Below are 18,278 nucleotides of genomic sequence, written 5' to 3' on the forward strand. Positions count from 1 at the left end.
GAAATCAGGCCGTTCGGCGCGGGGAGAAGGGATAGGTCTTGCGCTCGATCACTTCCTGCACGGCGCGGTGGGCTTCGAGCATGGCCGCATCGGTGTGGGGGCTGGCAGCTGCGTCGCTGTTGGCGATGGATACGAGCCCGAACGGCTGGCGCCCGACGACGCAAGGGCGCGTCGGCGTCTCGCTATAGACCCATTCGACCGGGTCATAGAGGCTGTTATAGGTATAGGCATAGCCGTGCGGCCAGCGGTTGACGGTAATCGCGGCGATGTCGCGCCGTGCGTCGAACCCGCCGGGGCCGAGCAGGCGCTGCATCTGCGCGCGGGTTTCGCGCTCGAACGTTTCGAAACTGGTCGCCAGCAGGTCCGCGCGGGCCGCGCGATGCTGGTCGCGTCGGGGCAGGCCGGGCTTGGTGCAATAGTGGACGAGATGGGCCACGATCGGCTCGTCGGGATTGGCGGCATGGGCAAGGCCGCCGAGCGAGACGGCTTCGGTCAGGCCGACTTCGTGATGGAACATCGTCGGGCAGTCGAAGCGGGAAATGCCCAGTTTGTGAAACGCGCGCCAGTTGGTCAGCGCGACGCTGGTATAGACGAGCGGCCCCTTGACTCCATAGGCCAGCGCTTCCTTTTGCGCGGCGGGCAATTCGGGCATGACATAGGGGATCATCATGTTCCAGCTCGCCAGAATGACCGCCTTCCCGCGCACTTGCCTAAGCTTGCCCCCGTTCATGTAACGGACGGCGACTTCCTCGGCACCGGCGGGATTGCCGATGTGCTCGACATGGACGACTATGCTCGACAGGCGGATGCGGGTCGGATTGTCCGGACGGTCGAGCACGTCGTAATCGAAGCGGGCAAGGCCGAGGTCTTCCTGCGACCGGGCATCGGTGGCGCCGGGCACCAGTTTTGCGATCAGTGCGCGGGCCACGGTCGCGTTGCCGTCGGGGAAGTGGACATCGCCATCTCCTTCCTTCTGGCGTCCGTGCTGGCCGCCGGGAAGGTCGGCGAACAGGCCATCGGGAATTTCGCCCAGACCCAGGCCCGCAAAGCCGGGATAGCCTTGCACCCAACCGAACAGCGCGGGTGTGGCATCGGCGCCGACGCAGAACGTGCCGCATCCCATCAACTGGAAGAACCAATAGCCTTCTTCGCCGATCCCGGCCTTTTCGATCAGGAATTCGCGGAAGGAATGACGGGCGAGCCAGTCCTTCTTCTGGACGACCGACAGGCCTTCGAGATAATCGGGCGGGCGGTCCGAAGTCAGGCGATGGAGTGCGGCCTTTGCCGCAGCGCTGATCGGAGCCTTGTCGATGACGTCGGGGTTGAAGCCCCAGAAATGCTCCTTGGGCAGGCGCACGACCATGTCCTTGCCCCCGGTCGCCTTGCCGAACGTTTCGCGGTCGAAGGCATAGGCGCCCGCCAGCCCGAAATCGGCATAAAGATGGCGGTTGGCGCTGTTGGCGGTGCGAAAACGCGCCAGATCGAGGCCGATGTCTTCCAGCACCGAGCGCGCCCAGGGATTGTAGCGGCCTGGGCTTTCGATGTTGAGCGTGCCGCCGTTGCACACGATGGTCTTGCCGTTGACGACGAATTCGTTGCGCTTGGCATGGCCGCCGAAATCGTCGTGATTGTCGAGTACGAGCACTTTCTGCCCGGCGCCCATCGCCTTGTGATAGAAATGCGCGGCAGAAAGGCCCGACAGGCCCCCGCCGACGATGACGAGATCGTAGATTTCCCCCTGATCGACCGCGCCCGAAAGCGACAAGGTGCCGTCGCGCAAGGCATGGGCATTTTCGAAGGCGCCGGGGTGGGCGCCCCGCATTCCGGTGCGCCGGGGCGGATAGGGATCGAGCCCGTTTCCGGTCAGGGCTGCCGCAAAGGCGCGGCTCGATCCGGTAGCCCCGGTCGCCATGGCACCTGCCGCCAGCGTCCCGGCCCCCAGCAGTACGCCATTGAGAAAGTCGCGGCGTTCGATCGGGCAATCCATGCCCAGACGCCGGTCGTCGGTGCGGGGCGTGCGTGCGGTATCGTCTGGCATGACCGGTCCTGTCGTCTGGGGCCGCGTGGGAACGGGGGCAACAAGGGTGGCGGCGAACCCCTTGAAAGGGATGGGCAATGGCCGGGCCTTGCGGCAGGTTTCAGCGGCGTTTCGAGGCGTGTGCCGCATAGGTTTCCTGTTGCCCTCGCCAAGTCAATGTCGCGACCAACCCTTTTTAAACACTCACTGAAAGGATGTCCGGATGAGCGAGCCGGTGGGGCCCGACGACCTTTCCCCGCAGTCGGATGGAGGGATCGCGCGCCGCGATTTTCTCGGCGGTGTCGGGGCGGGGACGATCCTGAGCCTTTTGGCGAACGATCCTGCCCGGGCGGCTGGCGGAGGTATCGGGGACGGGAGCGGTGCGGCGGGAACGGGGGCGTCACCCGATCCGGCAAGGTATCCGCCGGTGCGGACCGGGCTTCGGGGGCAATATCCCGGCAGTTTCGAAATGGCCCATGCCGTTCGCGACGGCGGTTTCACCGGCCCGGTCAGTGCGACGGACACTGGCGAGCATTACGATCTGGTGATTGTCGGGGGCGGTATTTCGGGGCTGTCGGCGGCGCATTTCTGGCGTCGGGCGCTGGGACCGGAACAGAAGATCCTGATCCTCGACAATCACGACGATTTCGGCGGCCATGCCAAGCGTAACGAGTTCCACGTCGGGGGACGCACGATCGTCACCTATGGCGGGACGATGAGCATCGAGACGCCGTTTCCCTATAGCTATACGGCCAAGGGGCTTCTGGCCGAACTCGGCATCGATCCTTCGACGTCGGCGCGCTACGACCGGTCGCCGACGGTCTTTTCGGGCATGGGGACGGGGATTTTCTTCGACCGCGCGCATTTTTGCGTGGACCGGATGGTGTCGGGCTATGGCGTGCGGCCATGGGCCGACTTCTTTGCCGAAGTGCCGATGTCGGCGACCGCTCGGGCCGATCTCCTGCGCCTGCACACCGACAAGCGCGACTGGTTGCCGGGGCTTGAGCCCGAAGCCAAGGCCGAGGCGCTCAAGCGCATGAGCTATCGCGATTTCCTGTTGAAGCACGTGGGGGTCGGGGAAGAGGCGGTCACCTTCTTTGCCGGGAACGGCTATCGCAACAACATGCGCGTCGATACCTGCCCGGCGTGGGTTGCCATGCGCAGCCACCATGCCCCCGGCTTTGCGGGCATGGAAATTGCCGAGGCGATCGAGGCGGAAAGCGACAATTTCCATTTCCCCGACGGCAATGCCTCGATCGCGCGCCTGCTGGTCGGGAAACTGGTCCCCCACGCCATTCCCGCCGCCCGCGACATGGACAGCGTGGTGTCCGCGTCATGCGATTACAGTCGCCTCGACTTGCCCGCGAACACCACCCGCATCCGCCTGTCGAGCATTGTCCTGCGGGTCGAACACATCGCGGGCGATCCTGCGCGGGGCGTGGTTCCGGTGACCGAGGACAAGGCCGTGCGCGTGGTCTATGCCCGTTCCGATGGCACGCGGGCGAGCGTCACGGCGGCCGGGGCGATCCTTGCCTGTTTCAACAACATCATCCCTTTCATGGTGCCCGAATTGCCGGCCCCCCAGCGCGAGGCGCTGCGCTATGCGAGCAAGGTGCCGATGCAATATACGAGCGTCGTTCTGCGCAATGGCCACCCGCTCAAGGCACTGGGCGTGAAAACCGTCCACGCGCCGTTCGGCTATCATTCGGTGCTCTATCTCGATCCGGCGGTCTCGATCGGCGAGTATCGCGGACCGGCGAGCGTGGACGATCCGGTGGTGATCAAGCTCATCCGCAATCCCAATGCGCCGGGCCTGCCGCGCCGGGACCAGAACCGCGCGGGACGGGCCGACATGCTGGCAACCCCGTTCGAAGTCACCGAACGCGAAGTGCGCGCGCAATTGCAGTCCATGTTCGGATCGACCGGGTTCGATCATCACCGCGACATCGTCGGTCTGACGGTCAATCGCTGGCCGCACGGTTATGCCTATACCTATGACACGCTCGGCGATCCCGATCTGCCCGAGCGCGACCGGCCGCATGTGATCGGGCGCCAGCCGTGGGGCCGGATCGCGATCGCCAATGCGGATTCGGCAGCGGCGGCCTTTACCAATGCCGCGATCGACATGGCCCACCGCGCGGTCGGCGATGTCCTGGTGGCGCGGGGCTTGACCTGAACGTCTTTCTCTAACCGAACCGGAAGGCTGAAATATCGGCGGACATGACGTGATCGGTGAACGGCTTGGTGCCCGCGTCGTCTCCGCCCGCTCCAGCCGTGACCATCAGTGGGATGAGGTGTTCTTCGCGCGGATGGGACAGGCGTGCCGACGGGGCCTTGTCCCAATGCGCAAGGCTTTCCCAACGGCGCGGGGCCTTGGCTGCGACCGCATCGGTCAGCCAGGCATCGAACACGCGCGAGGGTTCCACGGCTGCGGGTGAGCGGAACGCGCGCATGTTGTGAAAGCTCATTCCCGATCCGACGATCAGGATGCCTTCATCGCGCAAGGGGGCAAGCGCGGCGCCCGCGCGCAAGTGGTCCTCGGGATCGAGATCGCGCTTGAGCGAGAGCGGCACGATCGGCAGCACTGCCTCGGGATCGATCAAGAGGAATGGGACGAAGACGCCGTGGTCGAACCCGCGCGAGGGCGTCGTTGCCGCAGGAAGGCCTGCCGCGCCGATAAGGTCGGCGACACGCCGGGCCAGATCGGGCGCACCGGGCGCGGGATAGTTCAGTTGATAGGTTTGCGGGGGAAAGCCGTAATAGTCGAAGATCATGTCCGGATGCGGCGCGGTCGAGGTGGTGAATGCGGGTTCTTCCCAATGCCCGGAAATGACAATCACGCCCTTGGGCCTTTCGGGCAGCGTGGCGATCATGCCGCGCAAGAATGCGGCGGTCTTGTCCCATTCGTCGATGCGCCCGCCCATCGCGCGCCAATCCATGAAAAAGCACGGTCCCCCGCCGTGGGGGATGAAGAACGTGGGCATGCGGGTCGAGGTCATGATGCGCTCCGATGCGAAAAAAGGTGATTGGGCCCGGCGCAAAAAGAACCGCGGCCCCCGGTTGTCCGGGGTACCGCGGCAGGAATGATCCGCGTCAGGAGCAGATCAGCAGGAAAATCGGGAAGGCCATCATTGCGGGTCCCTGACCGTCCCCTTGTGCGGGAAGATCGATCGGTCGACGCGCACATGGACGCCCAGCGTGCCGTCGACGACCTGGGTCACGCCGAAATCGGCCGCCACGCTCATCAGCGAATAGGCATCGTCCGCCGAAAGCCCCTGATGCTCGGTCAGGAGATGCAGCATGTCCTTGGCCGCGTTCTTCATCGCCATGTCGAGATCGTCGCCGAAACCGTGGACGATCCAGTTTTTCGGCGTTTCCAAAAGCGGCGAGGGGAATTCGAAATCCTTGCGCAGCACGATCTGGAACAGGCAATTGAGACTGCTTTCGATCGCGGTTCCGGAAATCTCGCCGTCGCCCTGGCTGACATGGGGATCGCCGATCGAGAACAGCCCGCCCTTGACCTGGCACTTGTAGTACATCGTCGCACCCGCGCCGATGCGCCAGTTGTCGATGTTGCCGCCGTGAAGGCCGGGGGGAATGGTCGAGACCGGTTCGTCGACGGCCGGCGCTACGCCTGCGGTGCCAAGATGCGGGCGCGCGGGGATGGTGATCCCTTCAAGAGCGGGCGAACGATCGCAGACCGGGCAATGGGTGATCGTTCCCGGGACAAGGTACTTGCCAGGAAAATCATAGGCATAGAGCGCATGGGCGGTCTGGGTGACGGGATCGAGTTCATAGATCGTCACCCGCTCCTTCTCGCCGAACTCCTGATAGAGATGGCCCCAGTTGGCGGCGAGATTGGACCCGTAATTGTTGCGCGGAACCATCGAAAGATAGCGCACTTCGAGCATGTCACCCGGTTCTGCGCCTTCGACGAAGATCGGCCCGGTCATGATGTGCACGCCCGGCGCGCGGGTGGTCGGATCGATTTCGGTAAAGATGCGTTCGACCCCGGCGTCGAACATCAGGTCGGGCGCGTCCCCGGCGTGATGGGTGATCGCTTCGGCAAAGACGAGATCACCGCTGCGGATGGTGAGCGCGGGTTTGATGTCAGGGGAGAAATAGCCCCAGTGTACCGTTTCCGGTGTCGCTTTCAGATGATGGATGGCGCCGGGCCGGATAGTGTCCTTCGTCTCGCCAAGCTTGCACGTCAGTGCCATCGCGCCCCCCGGGTCAGTGGTGAAATCTGACCCGCTTGTGCGGTTTGCGGTGCGGCATGGTCTTGACCGCACGCGCCCTGCAAGTTGCATCCGGGCGGGGGAGGATGGCTCGGGCAAATTTCCGGGCCGTCTGGCGCAAGACGAACAAGGATCTTCCCGCTTAGCCTCAGGACATCCCATACTCGCGCTCTGCGAAGGACATCGCCATGCCCGATCTTGTCACGAAAGAGTTCATTGCCTCGTTTGCCAGCTCGGCGCTGGACATCGGGAGTGCGGAGACGCTGCCGCCGCCCTGCTATACCAGCGGCGAATTCTATGAATTCGAAAAGCGGGCGCTTTATGAAAAGGAATGGCTCTGCGTCGGACGGGTTCACTGGATCCCCGAGAACGGCGACTATTTCACCACCCGCATCATCGACGAGCCGGTCGTGGTGGCGCGCGGGCTCGACGGGGAAATCCGGGCGATGTCCTCGGTGTGCCAGCATCGCGCCATGCTGGTTGCCGAAGGACACGGCAATGCGCGCGGGTTCCTGTGCCCCTATCACCACTGGGCCTACAATCTGGAAGGTGAACTGGTCGGGGTTCCGGCGATGAACCGGACCTGCAATTTCGATCGCAAGGCCTATTCGCTGCCGCGTTTCGCGGTGGAAGTGTGGAACGGCTTCATCTTCATCAATTTCGACCGTGATGCAGCGCCGCTCGCGCCGCGTCTGGCGCAAGTGGCCGAGGCGGTCGCGGGCTATGACCTGGCCCATATCACCGGGCCGCGTCCCGATCCGGCGCCGACGATGCCGTGGAACTGGAAAGTCATGTTCGAAAACAACAATGACGGGTACCACGCCAGCAAGCTGCATCACGGCCCGCTGCACGATTTCATTCCGTCGAACCTTGCCGAATTTCCCGAAAGCGATCCGGCGGATGCCGGGTTCCTGCGCTTCAACGGCACCTTGCATCCCGATGCGGCATTCAATGCGACGCAGCGGGCGGTGTTCCCGATCTTTCCGGGGCTCGACGACACCATGCGCAACCGGGTCACCTTCGCCAACGTGCCGCCCACGCTCAGCCTCGTGATGACCAGCGATCTCGTCATCTACATGATCCTGCGCCCCAACGGCCCGGAATCGCTGGAAATGGATACCGGCGTACTGTTCGCCCCCGGCGCGACGCAGGACCCGGCGTTCGAGCACAAGCTCGACATGACCATGCGCGCGACCTCGCATATCATCGCGCAGGATTTCCATGTCGATGCGCTTGTCCAGCAAGGCCTGCGCTCGCGCTTTGCCCCGCGCGGCCGCTACAGCTGGCAGGAAGGCGCGCAAGTCCAGTTCAACAAGTGGCTGGTGCGCCGCTACGAAGCGGCGATCGCGGCGGAAGGTTGACGATAAAAAGGGGCGCGTCCGGCTTGGGACGCGCCCCTTTCCTCTCCCCCTCGTTATTCGCGGGTATAGTCGTCGGGAACCGCCGGGTTTTCGCCTGCCTTTACCCACAGCACGATCTCGTTGCCCCACGGATCGGCGAAGGCGTGGTTATAGCCGTTGAATTCGCGCCAGTAATGGTTGCGCCACAGGATCGTACCGCCCAGTTCCTCGGCCGTTGCCAGGATGCGGTTGTGGTCGTCGTCATCGCCGACCAGGATCCAGATGCGCGCCTTGCGTCCCTCGCTCGACAGCTTGCGTGGTTCGACGCCGGCGGGATCGGGATGCGGACGGGCGTTTCCAGCATCGAAGATCCCGAGGTGCAGATTGCCGATGGCGCTGTCGCTGCCGTCCTTGTTCTGAAAGAAACCGCCCGGAACCATGCGGTGATAGATCCCGTGCGGACGGGCATCGTTTTCCCAGCCGAACACCCGGGCATAGAAGTCCCCGGCCGCCGCCGGATCGTCCGTGGCCAGATCGACGAAAATGAGTGTGTTGGTCATCGTGCCCTCTCGTGGAAAAACGGTTCGGCACGGCTTTTCGGACTTGGACCGGGGCATGGTCTTGGCGTGGCGCGCCCTTGTTGTTGGTAGAGAGGGAAAGGCGGCATGGCGCCCAAGTTTTTGGCGCTCTCGCGTCAAGACCGGCATGCGCTCTGCCTGTAGAACCCAAGGCATCATTCATTCAGCAGGAAAAGAGACACGCATGGCGGTGATCGAAACGCTCGCTCCGGTGACGACCGATGCGGCCTGGCGCGGCGACGCGCTCATGGGACAGGATAGCTGGATCTATCGTCTGACCGATGCGCAAGTTGCTGAACTCGAAGAGCTTGGCCGCCGTTTCGTCGAAGCCGATCCTGACCTGCGTTTCGTGCAGGCGAGCGACTATCCGCTGGTCGAATGCGCACAGGCGGTGAAGGACTGGGGCCGCGACGTTGATTACGGGCGCGGTTTCGTGCTGGTTCGTGGCTTGCGCACGCATCTCTATTCCGATGCGCTGTCCGCGGCGATCTATTACATCCTGGGGCTCTATATGGGCGATCCCATTCGCCAGAACGAGATGGGCGACCTCATCGACCATGTCTATGCGACCTCGGACAAGACCATGGACGATCCCACCGCCCTGTCGGCCAAAGTGCGTGACAAGCTGGTCTATCATTCCGACAGCTCGGACATCGTGGCGCTGATGTGCCTGCGCCCCGCGCGTGAAGGCGGGGCCTCGTGCCTCGTATCCGGGGCGGAAATCTATAACGAGATCCTGCGCCGCCGACCCGATCTTGCCCCGCTGCTGCTCGAACCGTTCCACTGGGACTGGAAGAAGCAGGATCATTCTGCGCCCGCCAATACTTATACCTCGCCCATCGTCAGCATGAAGGACGGGGTGTTCAGCATGTACGCGGGCAGCCTCTATATCCTGACCGCGCAGGACTATCCCGAAGTGCCCCGGATCACGCCCGAACAGGTTGAAGTGCTGCGCCTTTTCGACGAGATCACCTATGAACCGGGCATGGCGATCGAGATGGATTTCCGTCCCGGCGACATCCAGTGGCTGTCGAACTATTCCGCGCTTCATGCCCGGACCAGCTTTTCCGACTGGCCCGAACCGCAGCGCCGCCGCCATCTCCTGCGCCTGTGGCTCAGCCGCGACGCCGGGCGCCCGGTGGTCGACGGGTTCGGCAAGAACGGCGTGGTGCAAGTACGCCAGCATGCCCGCGACGGCGGGGCGGAACATCCCGACGCGCATTTCGACATCGCTTCGATTGCCGTGCCCCGCCTGATCTCCTGATCGACGAAAGTGGCGTTCCCCCCTTCATTCGGCGGAAGGGGGGCTTATAAGACAGGGAATGACCACGCATTCGATCCTGTTCGTCGAGGATGATCCCGCGCTGCGCCTGCTGACGGCGCGGGCCTTGCGTGATTACGGCTATGATGTGCGCACGGCCGCGACCGGCGCGGAAATGTGGGCCATGCTCGAAACGCAGCCCGCCGATCTCATCGTCCTCGACATCATGCTGCCGGGCGGCAACGGGCTCGAACTCCTGCGCCGCCTGCGCAAGCAGAGCGAAGTGCCGGTGATTTTCGTGAGCGCGCGCGGCAGCGAGGAAGACCGCGTGCTCGGTCTCGAACTCGGGGCCGACGATTACCTGCCCAAGCCGTTCGGGACACGCGAACTGGCCGCCCGCATCGCTGCGGTGTTCCGGCGCGGCAGCGCGGCGGGTGGCGCGGTGGGGGCAAGCCACGGCGACTTTCTGTTCGAGGGCTGGACCCTGTCGCCCGCGCGCCACGAATTGCGCGCGTCCGACGGTACGCTGGTCGATCTGACCGGGGCCGAATTCGAATTGCTGACGACTTTCGTGGAGCAGCCGCAACGCGTGGTCGCGCGTCACCGCCTGCTCGAATTGTCGCGGATGCGTCTGGGTGACAGTTCGGACCGCAGCATCGACGTTCTGGTCTCGCGCTTGCGGCGCAAGCTCGATTGTGGCGACGGACGCCTGATCGTGACCGTACGCGGGGTCGGCTACATGTTCACCGCGCCGGTCGAGCGACGATGACGCCCGCGCGGGCCCCATTCGGGCGCTTGCCCAAATGGCTGCGCACATCCTGGCTGTCGACGCAGGTCATTGCGATCGTCGGGCTGGTCATGGTGCTCGACTTCGCCTCGAACGCCTATGTCTTTCACGAGGCCGGGGCCTTCACGCTGCCCCATGCCGAGGCAGAAGCGCTCGCCTCCGGGCTCGACAGCGCGTCCAATACCATCGGTACCGCGCCCGAACCGGTCCGGCTGGAACTTGCACGACGGTTGAGCACGCCGCAGCTTCGCCTGGCATGGCAACGGGGGGCCGAGGCTCCGGCGACCGGCCTTGCGCTCTATGGCGTCTGGCGCCAGCTGCTGCGCGAACGTCCCTCGCTCGGCGGCACCGACTTGCGCCTGCATCATGCGGTCTTCGACATGACCGGGGGACTGCGCGGGGATCTCACTCTGCGCGACGGGACGCATCTGCAATTCAGCGCGCGGACCCGCTCGGCCTGGCCCCTGCTGGTCAGCCAGCTGCTCAACCTGTTCCTGCCGACCGCCGCTTTCGCGCCGCTGGCGGGCTTGCTCGTCTATCTGTCGCTGCGTCCTTTGCGCGAACTGGTGCGGGCGACGCGGCGGATCGCGACGCCGCGTTTTCGCGTCATGGAGGAACGCGGCCCCGATGAAGTGCGCCGCCTGATCCGGGCATTCAACACGATGCAGACGCGGATCGACGAGCTGTTCGAGGCCAATGTGCAGACCATGCTGGCGATCGGCCACGATTTGCGCACACCGCTGGCGCGTCTGCAGCTGCGTCTGGAAACGCATGCACTCGACGGTCCCGAGCGGCAGGCGATCGAGGCCGACATCGAGGAAATGCGCGACTTGCTCGCCTCGTTGCAGACTTATCTCGAAGCCGACAGTCCGCCCGGCACGGGCGAGCGCGTCGATCTTGCCGCCATGGCGCAGACGCAAGTCGATCAGGCGGTCGATTGCGGGCGCGACGCGGACTATACCGGCCCCGATCGCCTGCCGGTCCTCACCAATGCGGTCGCATTGCGCCGGGCTCTGGCCAATCTCATCGACAATGCCCTGACGTATGGCGGGTCGGCCCGTGTCACGCTCGGCGTGGGGAAGGCGGGCATCGAGCTTGCCGTCGAGGACAGCGGGCCGGGCATTGCCGAGGACATGTTGCCACGCGTCCTGCAACCGTTCGTTCGCCTTGACGCCGCGCGCGAACGCAACAGCCGTGGCATGGGACTGGGCCTGACCATTGTCGAACGTTCGATCCGGGCGCTGGGCGGAACGTTGATCCTTGCCAATCGGCGGGAAGGGGGCCTGCGCGCGGCGATCCTGTTGCCCGCTTCGGCTCTGGCGCGGAAATAACGGCCACCGGGCGCCAAGCTTTACCTTGGCTGTATCGGGTGGCGTCAGAAACACTTTGTTACAATCCAGCAAGTCGTGCGCAAATAGCGCCCCATAGTCTTTGCGGGTTCCCGCGCCGGTACGTCCGGCGCGGATCGAAGGACCGGAAAGATCAATGCAATCACGCACCGTTGACCGCTCCAGCCGCAGGGCCTTGCGCGGCGTGCTGGCGGTCGTCCTCGCCCTGGGAGGCAGTGTGGCTGCCTACGCGGGGGAGCCCTTCACGCTGGCACAACTCGAAGACCTTGCCCGGCAAGGCAATCCCGCCTTGCGCACGGCCGAGGCCGGGGTCGGCGGGGCGCAGGCCGCGATCAGCACCGCGCGCGCCTTTCCCAATCCCGAAGTCGAATACATCGCCGGGTCGATGAATTACCGCCCCGGCGTCAGCGGCGTGTCGGGCGCGTCGGACAGCCTCAACGTCACCCAGCCGCTCGACCTGCCGTTTCGGCGCAATCCGCGCATTGCGGCTGCGCGCGCCGGGCTCGAGGCGGCGCGGGCAGGCTATGCTGCCTATGAAAACGACTGGATCGCGCAATTGCGGCTCGGCTATTTCGAAGCCTTGCTTCGCCGGGCGGAAAAAGTCGCTGCCGATCAGGATCTCGCGCTGATGCAGGCGGTCTATAGCCGGATCAGCCTGCGGGTGAAGCAGGGGGATGCGCCGCGCATCGAACTGATCCGCGCCGAAGCCGACTTGCTCGGCGTCCAGAAGACCGCGCAGGCCGCGCAATTGCGCGAGGAGCAAGCGCGGTTGCAACTGCGTTCGCTGGTCGGGCCGGATCTGCCGCTCGATTACGAACCGGTCGGGCAGCTCGATGCCCCGCTGCCGCTAGAAACCGCGCCAGTGCTCGTCGAGCAGGCGATGAAATCCAATCCCATGCTGGCCAAGGCACGGGCCGAAGCTGATCAGGCGCGCGAACAGGTCGCCTATGAAAAGGCCGGACGCCTGCCCGGCGTCGCCTTGCGCGCGGTGAGCGAGCGCGACCGGGAAATGCATCAGAACCGTTTTGGGGTGACGCTGTCGATCCCGTTGTGGGACCGCAAGTTGGGGCCGGTCCGCGAAGCCGAAGCGCGGCGTTCGCAGGCCGACCTGCGCATCGAGGCTGAGACGTTCGCCGTGCGCCAGCGGATCGAGATCGCCCTGCGCCAGTACGAAGTTGCCCAGTCGCAAGTCTCTGCCTTGCAGAACGGGCTTGTTGCGCAGGCCAAGGCCGCCTTCGACGTTGCGCAAGTCGCCTACAAGACCGGGGAGCGCGGGTTGATCGACGTGCTCGATGCCCAGCGCGTCTATCGCGCCGCCCGCGCCGATCTCAATTCCTCCCGTTACGAACTGGCCGCCGCCTGGGTCGAGATCCAGCGTCTGGTCGCGCCTGTTGCCGAACCTGTCACGCGGAACGATCCATGAAGATGCCCAAGCTGCCGGCGTTTGCCCTCCTCGCGCTCCCTCTCCCCCTGCTTCTGGCCGCTTGCGGGTCGCATGCCGACAAGCCCGTGGCCAAGGCCCCGGTCGATCCCACGCTCGTCGTCGGGGCGCCCGATCTCGTCAAGCGGCTGCGGATCGCGACGATTGCCGAAGTCCCGGTCAGCGAGACGTTGCGTGTCGCCGGGCAGATCGATTTCGACGAAAACCGCGTCGCGCGCATCGGGTCGGCGGTCACTGGCCGGGTTTCGGCCATGCATGCCAATGTCGGGCAATCGGTGCGGCAGGGCGAAGTCCTGGCGCAGATCACCAGTACCGATCTGACGACGCAGCAGCTTGCCTATGTCCGGGCCAAGTCGACGCACGATCTCGACAGCCGCAATCTCGACCGTGCCCGCACGCTCTATGCCGCTGATGTCATCAGCGCCGCCGAATTGCAGCGGCGCGAGACCGAATACCATGTCTCGGCCGCCGAAATGCGCGCAGCTGCCGACCAGTTGCGCCTGCTCGGCCTGTCGGGTTCGGCCATGGGCAGTCTGGGCGCGCGCGGGGCCGTTCATTCGGCTTCGCAAGTCACCGCGACGATGAGCGGCGTGGTCGTCGAACGGCATCTCGCGCAAGGACAGGTGGTGCAGCCTTCGGACGCACTGTTCGTTGTCGCCGACTTGTCCAAGGTCTGGGCCATTGCCAAAGTGCCCGAACAGCAGGTCCGCTTTGTCCGGCAGGGCGAGACGGTGACGCTCGAAATCCCGGCGCTGGGCGATGAAAAGCGGACCGGCAAGCTGGTCTTCGTCGGACAGACGGTCGATCCCACGACCCGCACGGTCCTCATCCGCACTGAACTCGACAATGCGAACGGGATGCTCAAGCCTTCGATGCTGGCAACGATGCTGGTCGAAAGCGAGCCGCAACCGCGCCTTGTCGTGCCGTCTTCGGCCGTGGTGCGCGAAAGCAATGCCGATCACGTCTTCGTCGACGAAGGGCAGGGGCGCTTCCGCCTGCGCAAGGTGCAGCTTGCCGAAGATCGCGGCGGGCGACGGGTGGTCCTGTCGGGGCTGAAACCGGGCGAGCGGGTCGTGGTCGACGGGGCCTTTCACCTCAACACCGAGCGCAACCGGCAGGCGACGGAAACGCAATGATCCAGAACTTCGTCCGCGCCGCGCTCAACCAGCGGCTGATCGTCGTCGTGGTCGCGCTGGTCCTGCTCGGCTTCGGCTTTCGCGCGGCCCAGCAATTGTCGGTCGATGCCTTTCCCGACGTGACCAATGTGCAAGTGCAGATAGCGACCGAAGCACAGGGGCGCAGTCCCGAAGAAGTCGAGCGCATGGCAACCGCGCCGATCGAGGTGGCGATGACCGGTCTTCCCGGTCTTGAGGAAATGCGCTCGCTCAACAAGCCGGGGCTGTCGCTGATCACGCTGGTCTTTACCGAAAGCACGAACGTCTATTTCGCGCGTCAGCTGGTGATGGAACGGCTGGCCGAGCTTGGTCCCAAACTCTCGCCGGGGATCGCCCCGGTGCTGGGCCCGGTTTCGACCGGCCTTGGCGAAGTCTATCAATACACGCTCGACAAGACGGGCGACGATGGCCGCGAACTATCGGCAGATGAACTGACGCAGCGGCGGCTGGTGCAGGACTGGGTCGTGCGCCCGCTTTTGCGCTCGACGCCCGGCGTTGCGGAAATCAATTCGCAGGGTGGCTTCCCTCGCCAGTACCAGATCATGGTCGATCCCGACCGACTGCGCCACTATCAGGTCAGCGTCGCCGACGTGTTCCAGGCGGTATCACGCAACAATGCCAATGCGGGCGGCGGGGTGCTGCCGCAATTTGCCGAACAGTACCTGATCCGCGGTGTCGGGCTTGTCCGCAACGAAGAGGATCTGCGCTCGATCGTCATCCGTGAAAACGCCAATCAGCCGATCTATCTGCGCGATGTTGCCGATGTGAAAGTCGGCGCGGGGGTGCGCGAGGGTGCGGTGATCCGCAACGGCACCAGTGAAGCGGTCGGCGGCGTCGTCATGATGATGGCGGGCGGCAACGCGAAGCAGGTGGTCAGCCGGATCAAGGAGCGCGTCGCGGAAATCAACGGCAAGGGCATGTTGCCCGACGGCCTCAAGATCGTTCCCTATTACGACCGGTCCGAACTGGTCGATGCCGCGCTTCACACCGTGACCAAGGTGCTGATGGAAGGCGTCGTTCTGGTCGTCGTGATCCTGTTCCTGTTCCTGGGGGACATCCGCTCGTCGCTGATCGTTGTGGCGACTTTGATCCTGACGCCGCTCCTGACCTTCATGTGCATGAACTGGCTCGGCATTTCGGCCAATCTCATGTCGCTGGGCGGACTTGCCATTGCCATCGGCCTGATGGTCGACGGTTCGGTCGTGGTGGTCGAGAACGCCTTTGCCCAGTTGGGTGACGCGGCCGGGAGCGGGGAAAGCAAGGCGCGGATCATCCTGCGCGCGGTGATCGAGGTGGCAACGCCGGTCATTTTCGGCGTCGGCATCATCGTGCTCGTGTTCCTGCCGCTGATGACGCTCGAAGGCATGGAGGGCAAGATGTTCGCCCCGCTTGCCTATACCATCGCCATCGCGCTCACCATTTCGCTGATCCTGTCGCTGACGCTGACGCCGGTCCTGTCGACGTACCTGCTCAAGGCGCCGGCGCATGGCGGGGATCACGACACCCGCCTGATCGCCTGGCTCAAGGCGCGCTATCAGCGGATGCTCGACTGGGCACTGGCGAACGAGCGCAAGACGGTGGGCATCGCGCTTGCCGGGGCGGCAGTGACGCTGGCGCTGTTCCCGTTCCTGGGGACGGCGTTCATTCCCGAAATGAAGGAAGGCTCGCTCGTCCCGGGTATCAATCGCGTGCCCAATATTGCGCTCGATGAATCGATCCGCATCGAAATGGAAGCCATGCGGCTGGTCATGCAAGTGCCCGGCGTCAAGTCGGCGGTTTCGGGCGTGGGACGCGGGGAAAGCCCCGCCGATCCGCAAGGGCCCAATGAATCGACCCCGATCGTGTCGCTCAAGCCGCGCGAGGAATGGCCCAAGGGCTGGAACCAGGACGACATCGCCGACGCCATGCGCGAAAAGCTGAAAGTCATTCCCGGCATCCAGATCGTGATGGCCCAGCCGATTTCCGACCGCGTCGATGAAATGGTGACCGGGGTGCGTTCGGACATCGCGGTCAAGGTGTTCGGTGACGATCTCGACCAGTTGAAGACGACCGCCGAAGCGATTGCCCGCGTCGGCCGGTCGATGCAGGGGGCCGAGGACATCCGCATCGAGAAGATTTCGGGACAGCAATACCTGTCGATCGACATCGACCGCGCCGCTGTCGCGCGCTTCGGGCTCAATGTTGCCGACGTCAACGATCTCATCGAGACGGCAGTGGGCGGAAAGGCCGCGACCGAAATTTTCGAAGGCGAGCGCCGCTTTCCCGCCGTCGTCCGCCTGCCCGCGGACAAGCGCGCCAATGTGCAGGCGATCGCCGACCTGCTGGTGCCCACGCCCGGTGGCGCGGCGGTGCGGCTGGCCGACATCGCCCATATCTCGGTGGTCGACGGCCCGGCCCAGATCAGCCGTGAAATGGGCAAGCGCCGCATTGTCGTCGGCATGAACGTCAAAGGCCGCGATCTGGGCGGTTTCGTCGCGGAATTGCAGAAGAAAGTGGATCAGGAAATCAAGCTGCCCGACGGTTATTACCTTGAATGGGGTGGGCAGTTCCAGAACATGCAGCGGGCGATGGGGCATCTCATGATCATCGTGCCGATCACCATTGCCGCGATTTTTTTCCTGCTGTTCGTGCTGTTCAATTCGCTGCGGCTGGCTTCGCTCATCATTACGGTCCTTCCTTTCGCGTCGATCGGGGGGATCATCGGGCTCTTCGTTTCGGGCGAATACCTGTCGGTGCCTGCCTCGGTCGGGTTCATCGCGCTGTGGGGGATCGCGGTGCTCAACGGCGTCGTGCTGGTCAGTTATATCCGCAAGCTGCGCGAGGAAGGCCGCGAGGCCCGCGAAGCGGCGCGGCTGGGCGCGATGATGCGGTTTCGTCCGGTGATGATGACGGCAACCGTCGCCCTGCTCGGGCTGGTGCCGTTCCTGTTTTCGACCGGGCCGGGATCGGAAGTGCAGCGGCCGCTGGCCATCGTGGTCATCGGGGGGATCATCACCTCGACCGCGCTGACGCTGCTGGTCCTGCCGACGATCTACCGCTTTTTCGACAGTGAACCGCTGGAAGCATAATGGGGGAAGGGATGACCACGACGGACGCGATGATCGAGATCAGGGCCGTGATCCGGCCCGCACGGCTCGATCCCTTGCGCGCGGCCTTGCGCCAGATTCCGGAATTTCCGGGGATGAGCGTGATCAAGATCGACGGATGCAGCGCGCTCTGGGTCGAACAGAGCGAGCCGGGCGGGATCAAGCGTGACCTGCTCGACTATACGCCCAAGGCGATGGTCACGATCGTCGCGCCTGAAAGCGCGGTCGAAGTCCTGATCGCGACGATCCACCGCATCGCCCACACCGGGCGCATGGGCGACGGTCTGATCTGGACCTGCCGCGTGGAAAACTTCATCCGGATCACGACGCCGGCCTAGTTTTCGGATTTCATTGCTCCGACGATGCGGTCGCGATGGTCGGCAAGGCCGGGGCAGGGCCAGTCAGGGCGCTTGGCTTCGTCGTCATAGCGGCGCAGGCGGATCGCTTCGGCAAACCAGCGGCCGGCGGCAAAGGCTTCGCATTCGCTGGCGTTCATCGGGCCGCCTTGCAGCGCGAGGCTGATCTGCGAGGCGCGTGACAGGCTCTGGGGATAGCCGGGCTCGGTTGCGCAGAGATAGCGTTTGGCATCGACGTGCAGGCGCACCGGTTCGGTCACGGCGGGACCGAACCAGCGGGCAAGCCACGTCGCGCCGAGTTCTTCGTGCCGGGCGTCGATGCCCAGCGTTTCGGCGGCATTGCCCGTGTCGTCGATGAATTGCCCGATGTCGTGCAGGAGCGCGGCGACGATCATGGTGTCGGTTTCGCCCGCCTCCATCGCCAGGTGCCCGCATTGCAGGACATGCTCGATCTGGGTTACGTCCTCGCCATAGCGGGACGACCCGAACGTTTCGATCAGGTGCCGGATCTGGGTGAAACGAGGGTCTTCCACGGGGCTCTCCTGTCGATCGGGGGTGCCTGTTTCTTCGGCTTCGACTGTGACCGGCTGACGACAGCCTCGATCCGGTTCATCATGCATTCGGTTGGCGCCGGGCAAAGAGGTGTGTCA

14 protein-coding genes are annotated in these 18,278 nt (G+C 64.5%); 9 read left to right on the forward strand and 5 right to left on the reverse strand.

The genetic code is table 11. The features are described 5' to 3' along the window. Window positions 1–4: 4 nt before the first annotated feature. Window positions 5–2,038: an NAD(P)-binding protein gene (locus Y88_RS09220; RefSeq protein ID WP_008068041.1), complete on the reverse strand. Its 2,034-nt coding sequence runs from the start codon at window positions 2,036–2,038 to the stop codon at window positions 5–7. A 202-nt stretch (window positions 2,039–2,240) separates the two neighbouring features. Between Y88_RS09220 and Y88_RS09225 the strand changes: the two genes are divergently transcribed. Further along, a complete protein-coding gene (locus tag Y88_RS09225; RefSeq protein WP_008068042.1) occupies window positions 2,241–4,193 on the forward strand; it encodes a flavin monoamine oxidase family protein in 1,953 nt (650 codons plus the stop codon). 10 nt (window positions 4,194–4,203) lie between these two features. On the opposite strand, the gene Y88_RS09230 is transcribed toward Y88_RS09225, so the two are convergent. Continuing rightward, window positions 4,204–5,016 (reverse strand): DODA-type extradiol aromatic ring-opening family dioxygenase, encoded by an 813-nt coding sequence (locus Y88_RS09230; protein ID WP_008068043.1) that lies wholly within the window; start codon window positions 5,014–5,016, stop codon window positions 4,204–4,206. A 129-nt stretch (window positions 5,017–5,145) separates the two neighbouring features. Beyond that, a complete protein-coding gene (locus tag Y88_RS09235; RefSeq protein WP_008068044.1) occupies window positions 5,146–6,237 on the reverse strand; it encodes an acetamidase/formamidase family protein in 1,092 nt (363 codons plus the stop codon). Window positions 6,238–6,443: 206 nt separating this feature from the next. Between Y88_RS09235 and Y88_RS09240 the strand changes: the two genes are divergently transcribed. Continuing rightward, a complete protein-coding gene (locus Y88_RS09240) occupies window positions 6,444–7,616 on the forward strand; it encodes an aromatic ring-hydroxylating oxygenase subunit alpha (protein ID WP_008068045.1) in 1,173 nt (390 codons plus the stop codon). 53 nt (window positions 7,617–7,669) lie between these two features. Here Y88_RS09240 and Y88_RS09245 read toward each other — a convergent pair whose 3' ends face one another. Then, window positions 7,670–8,155 carry a VOC family protein gene (locus tag Y88_RS09245; RefSeq protein ID WP_008068046.1) on the reverse strand — a complete coding sequence of 162 codons (486 nt, stop codon included), beginning with the start codon at window positions 8,153–8,155 and terminating at the stop codon, window positions 7,670–7,672. A 202-nt stretch (window positions 8,156–8,357) separates the two neighbouring features. Here Y88_RS09245 and Y88_RS09250 point away from each other — a divergent pair, with 202 nt between their 5' ends. The 7 genes from Y88_RS09250 to Y88_RS09280 all read left to right on the forward strand — a co-directional run bounded on the left by Y88_RS09250 (window position 8,358) and on the right by Y88_RS09280 (window position 17,610). Beyond that, entirely contained in the window at window positions 8,358–9,437 is a 1,080-nt protein-coding gene (locus tag Y88_RS09250; RefSeq protein ID WP_008068047.1) for a TauD/TfdA family dioxygenase, read from the forward strand. A gap of 58 nt (window positions 9,438–9,495) precedes the next feature. Beyond that, window positions 9,496–10,203 (forward strand): response regulator transcription factor, encoded by a 708-nt coding sequence (locus Y88_RS09255; protein WP_008068049.1) that lies wholly within the window; start codon window positions 9,496–9,498, stop codon window positions 10,201–10,203. Beyond that, window positions 10,200–11,552, forward strand: coding sequence for an ATP-binding protein (locus tag Y88_RS09260; protein WP_008068051.1), 1,353 nt, complete (start codon window positions 10,200–10,202; stop codon window positions 11,550–11,552). Before Y88_RS09255 ends, Y88_RS09260 begins: the two co-directional genes overlap by 4 nt. Window positions 11,553–11,706: 154 nt before the next feature. Beyond that, window positions 11,707–12,993 carry a TolC family protein gene (locus Y88_RS09265; protein ID WP_157132620.1) on the forward strand — a complete coding sequence of 429 codons (1,287 nt, stop codon included), beginning with the start codon at window positions 11,707–11,709 and terminating at the stop codon, window positions 12,991–12,993. Beyond that, complete coding sequence (locus tag Y88_RS09270) at window positions 12,990–14,147, forward strand: efflux RND transporter periplasmic adaptor subunit (protein WP_008068055.1); 1,158 nt, start codon at window positions 12,990–12,992, stop codon at window positions 14,145–14,147. The genes Y88_RS09265 and Y88_RS09270 overlap by 4 nt, the downstream gene beginning before the upstream one ends. Then, entirely contained in the window at window positions 14,144–17,254 is a 3,111-nt protein-coding gene (locus tag Y88_RS09275; protein WP_008068058.1) for an efflux RND transporter permease subunit, read from the forward strand. Before Y88_RS09270 ends, Y88_RS09275 begins: the two co-directional genes overlap by 4 nt. 11 nt (window positions 17,255–17,265) lie before the next feature. Further along, window positions 17,266–17,610 carry a P-II family nitrogen regulator gene (locus Y88_RS09280; protein WP_232280994.1) on the forward strand — a complete coding sequence of 115 codons (345 nt, stop codon included), beginning with the start codon at window positions 17,266–17,268 and terminating at the stop codon, window positions 17,608–17,610. Here the strand turns inward: Y88_RS09280 and Y88_RS09285 are convergent. Then, a complete protein-coding gene (locus tag Y88_RS09285; RefSeq protein ID WP_008068060.1) occupies window positions 17,607–18,161 on the reverse strand; it encodes an HD domain-containing protein in 555 nt (184 codons plus the stop codon). The two genes, Y88_RS09280 and Y88_RS09285, sit on opposite strands and share 4 nt — an antisense overlap. Window positions 18,162–18,278 lie beyond the last annotated feature (117 nt).

Source organism: Novosphingobium nitrogenifigens DSM 19370 (genome assembly GCF_000192575.1).
Lineage (GTDB): Bacteria > Pseudomonadota > Alphaproteobacteria > Sphingomonadales > Sphingomonadaceae > Novosphingobium > Novosphingobium nitrogenifigens.

Bases quoted from the DNA above. Each gene is read 5' to 3' on its own strand.
- Y88_RS09230 (WP_008068043.1), bottom strand. From the start codon at position 5,016: ATGACCTCGACCCGCATGCCCACGTTCTTCATCCCCCACGGCGGGGGA.
- Y88_RS09275 (WP_008068058.1), top strand. From the start codon at position 14,144: ATGATCCAGAACTTCGTCCGCGCCGCGCTCAACCAGCGGCTGATCGTC.
- Y88_RS09235 (WP_008068044.1), bottom strand. From the start codon at position 6,237: ATGGCACTGACGTGCAAGCTTGGCGAGACGAAGGACACTATCCGGCCC.
- Y88_RS09250 (WP_008068047.1), top strand. From the start codon at position 8,358: ATGGCGGTGATCGAAACGCTCGCTCCGGTGACGACCGATGCGGCCTGG.
- Y88_RS09220 (WP_008068041.1), bottom strand. From the start codon at position 2,038: ATGCCAGACGATACCGCACGCACGCCCCGCACCGACGACCGGCGTCTG.
- Y88_RS09240 (WP_008068045.1), top strand. From the start codon at position 6,444: ATGCCCGATCTTGTCACGAAAGAGTTCATTGCCTCGTTTGCCAGCTCG.
- Y88_RS09225 (WP_008068042.1), top strand. From the start codon at position 2,241: ATGAGCGAGCCGGTGGGGCCCGACGACCTTTCCCCGCAGTCGGATGGA.
- Y88_RS09265 (WP_157132620.1), top strand. From the start codon at position 11,707: ATGCAATCACGCACCGTTGACCGCTCCAGCCGCAGGGCCTTGCGCGGC.
- Y88_RS09255 (WP_008068049.1), top strand. From the start codon at position 9,496: ATGACCACGCATTCGATCCTGTTCGTCGAGGATGATCCCGCGCTGCGC.
- Y88_RS09270 (WP_008068055.1), top strand. From the start codon at position 12,990: ATGAAGATGCCCAAGCTGCCGGCGTTTGCCCTCCTCGCGCTCCCTCTC.
- Y88_RS09280 (WP_232280994.1), top strand. From the start codon at position 17,266: ATGACCACGACGGACGCGATGATCGAGATCAGGGCCGTGATCCGGCCC.
- Y88_RS09260 (WP_008068051.1), top strand. From the start codon at position 10,200: ATGACGCCCGCGCGGGCCCCATTCGGGCGCTTGCCCAAATGGCTGCGC.
- Y88_RS09245 (WP_008068046.1), bottom strand. From the start codon at position 8,155: ATGACCAACACACTCATTTTCGTCGATCTGGCCACGGACGATCCGGCG.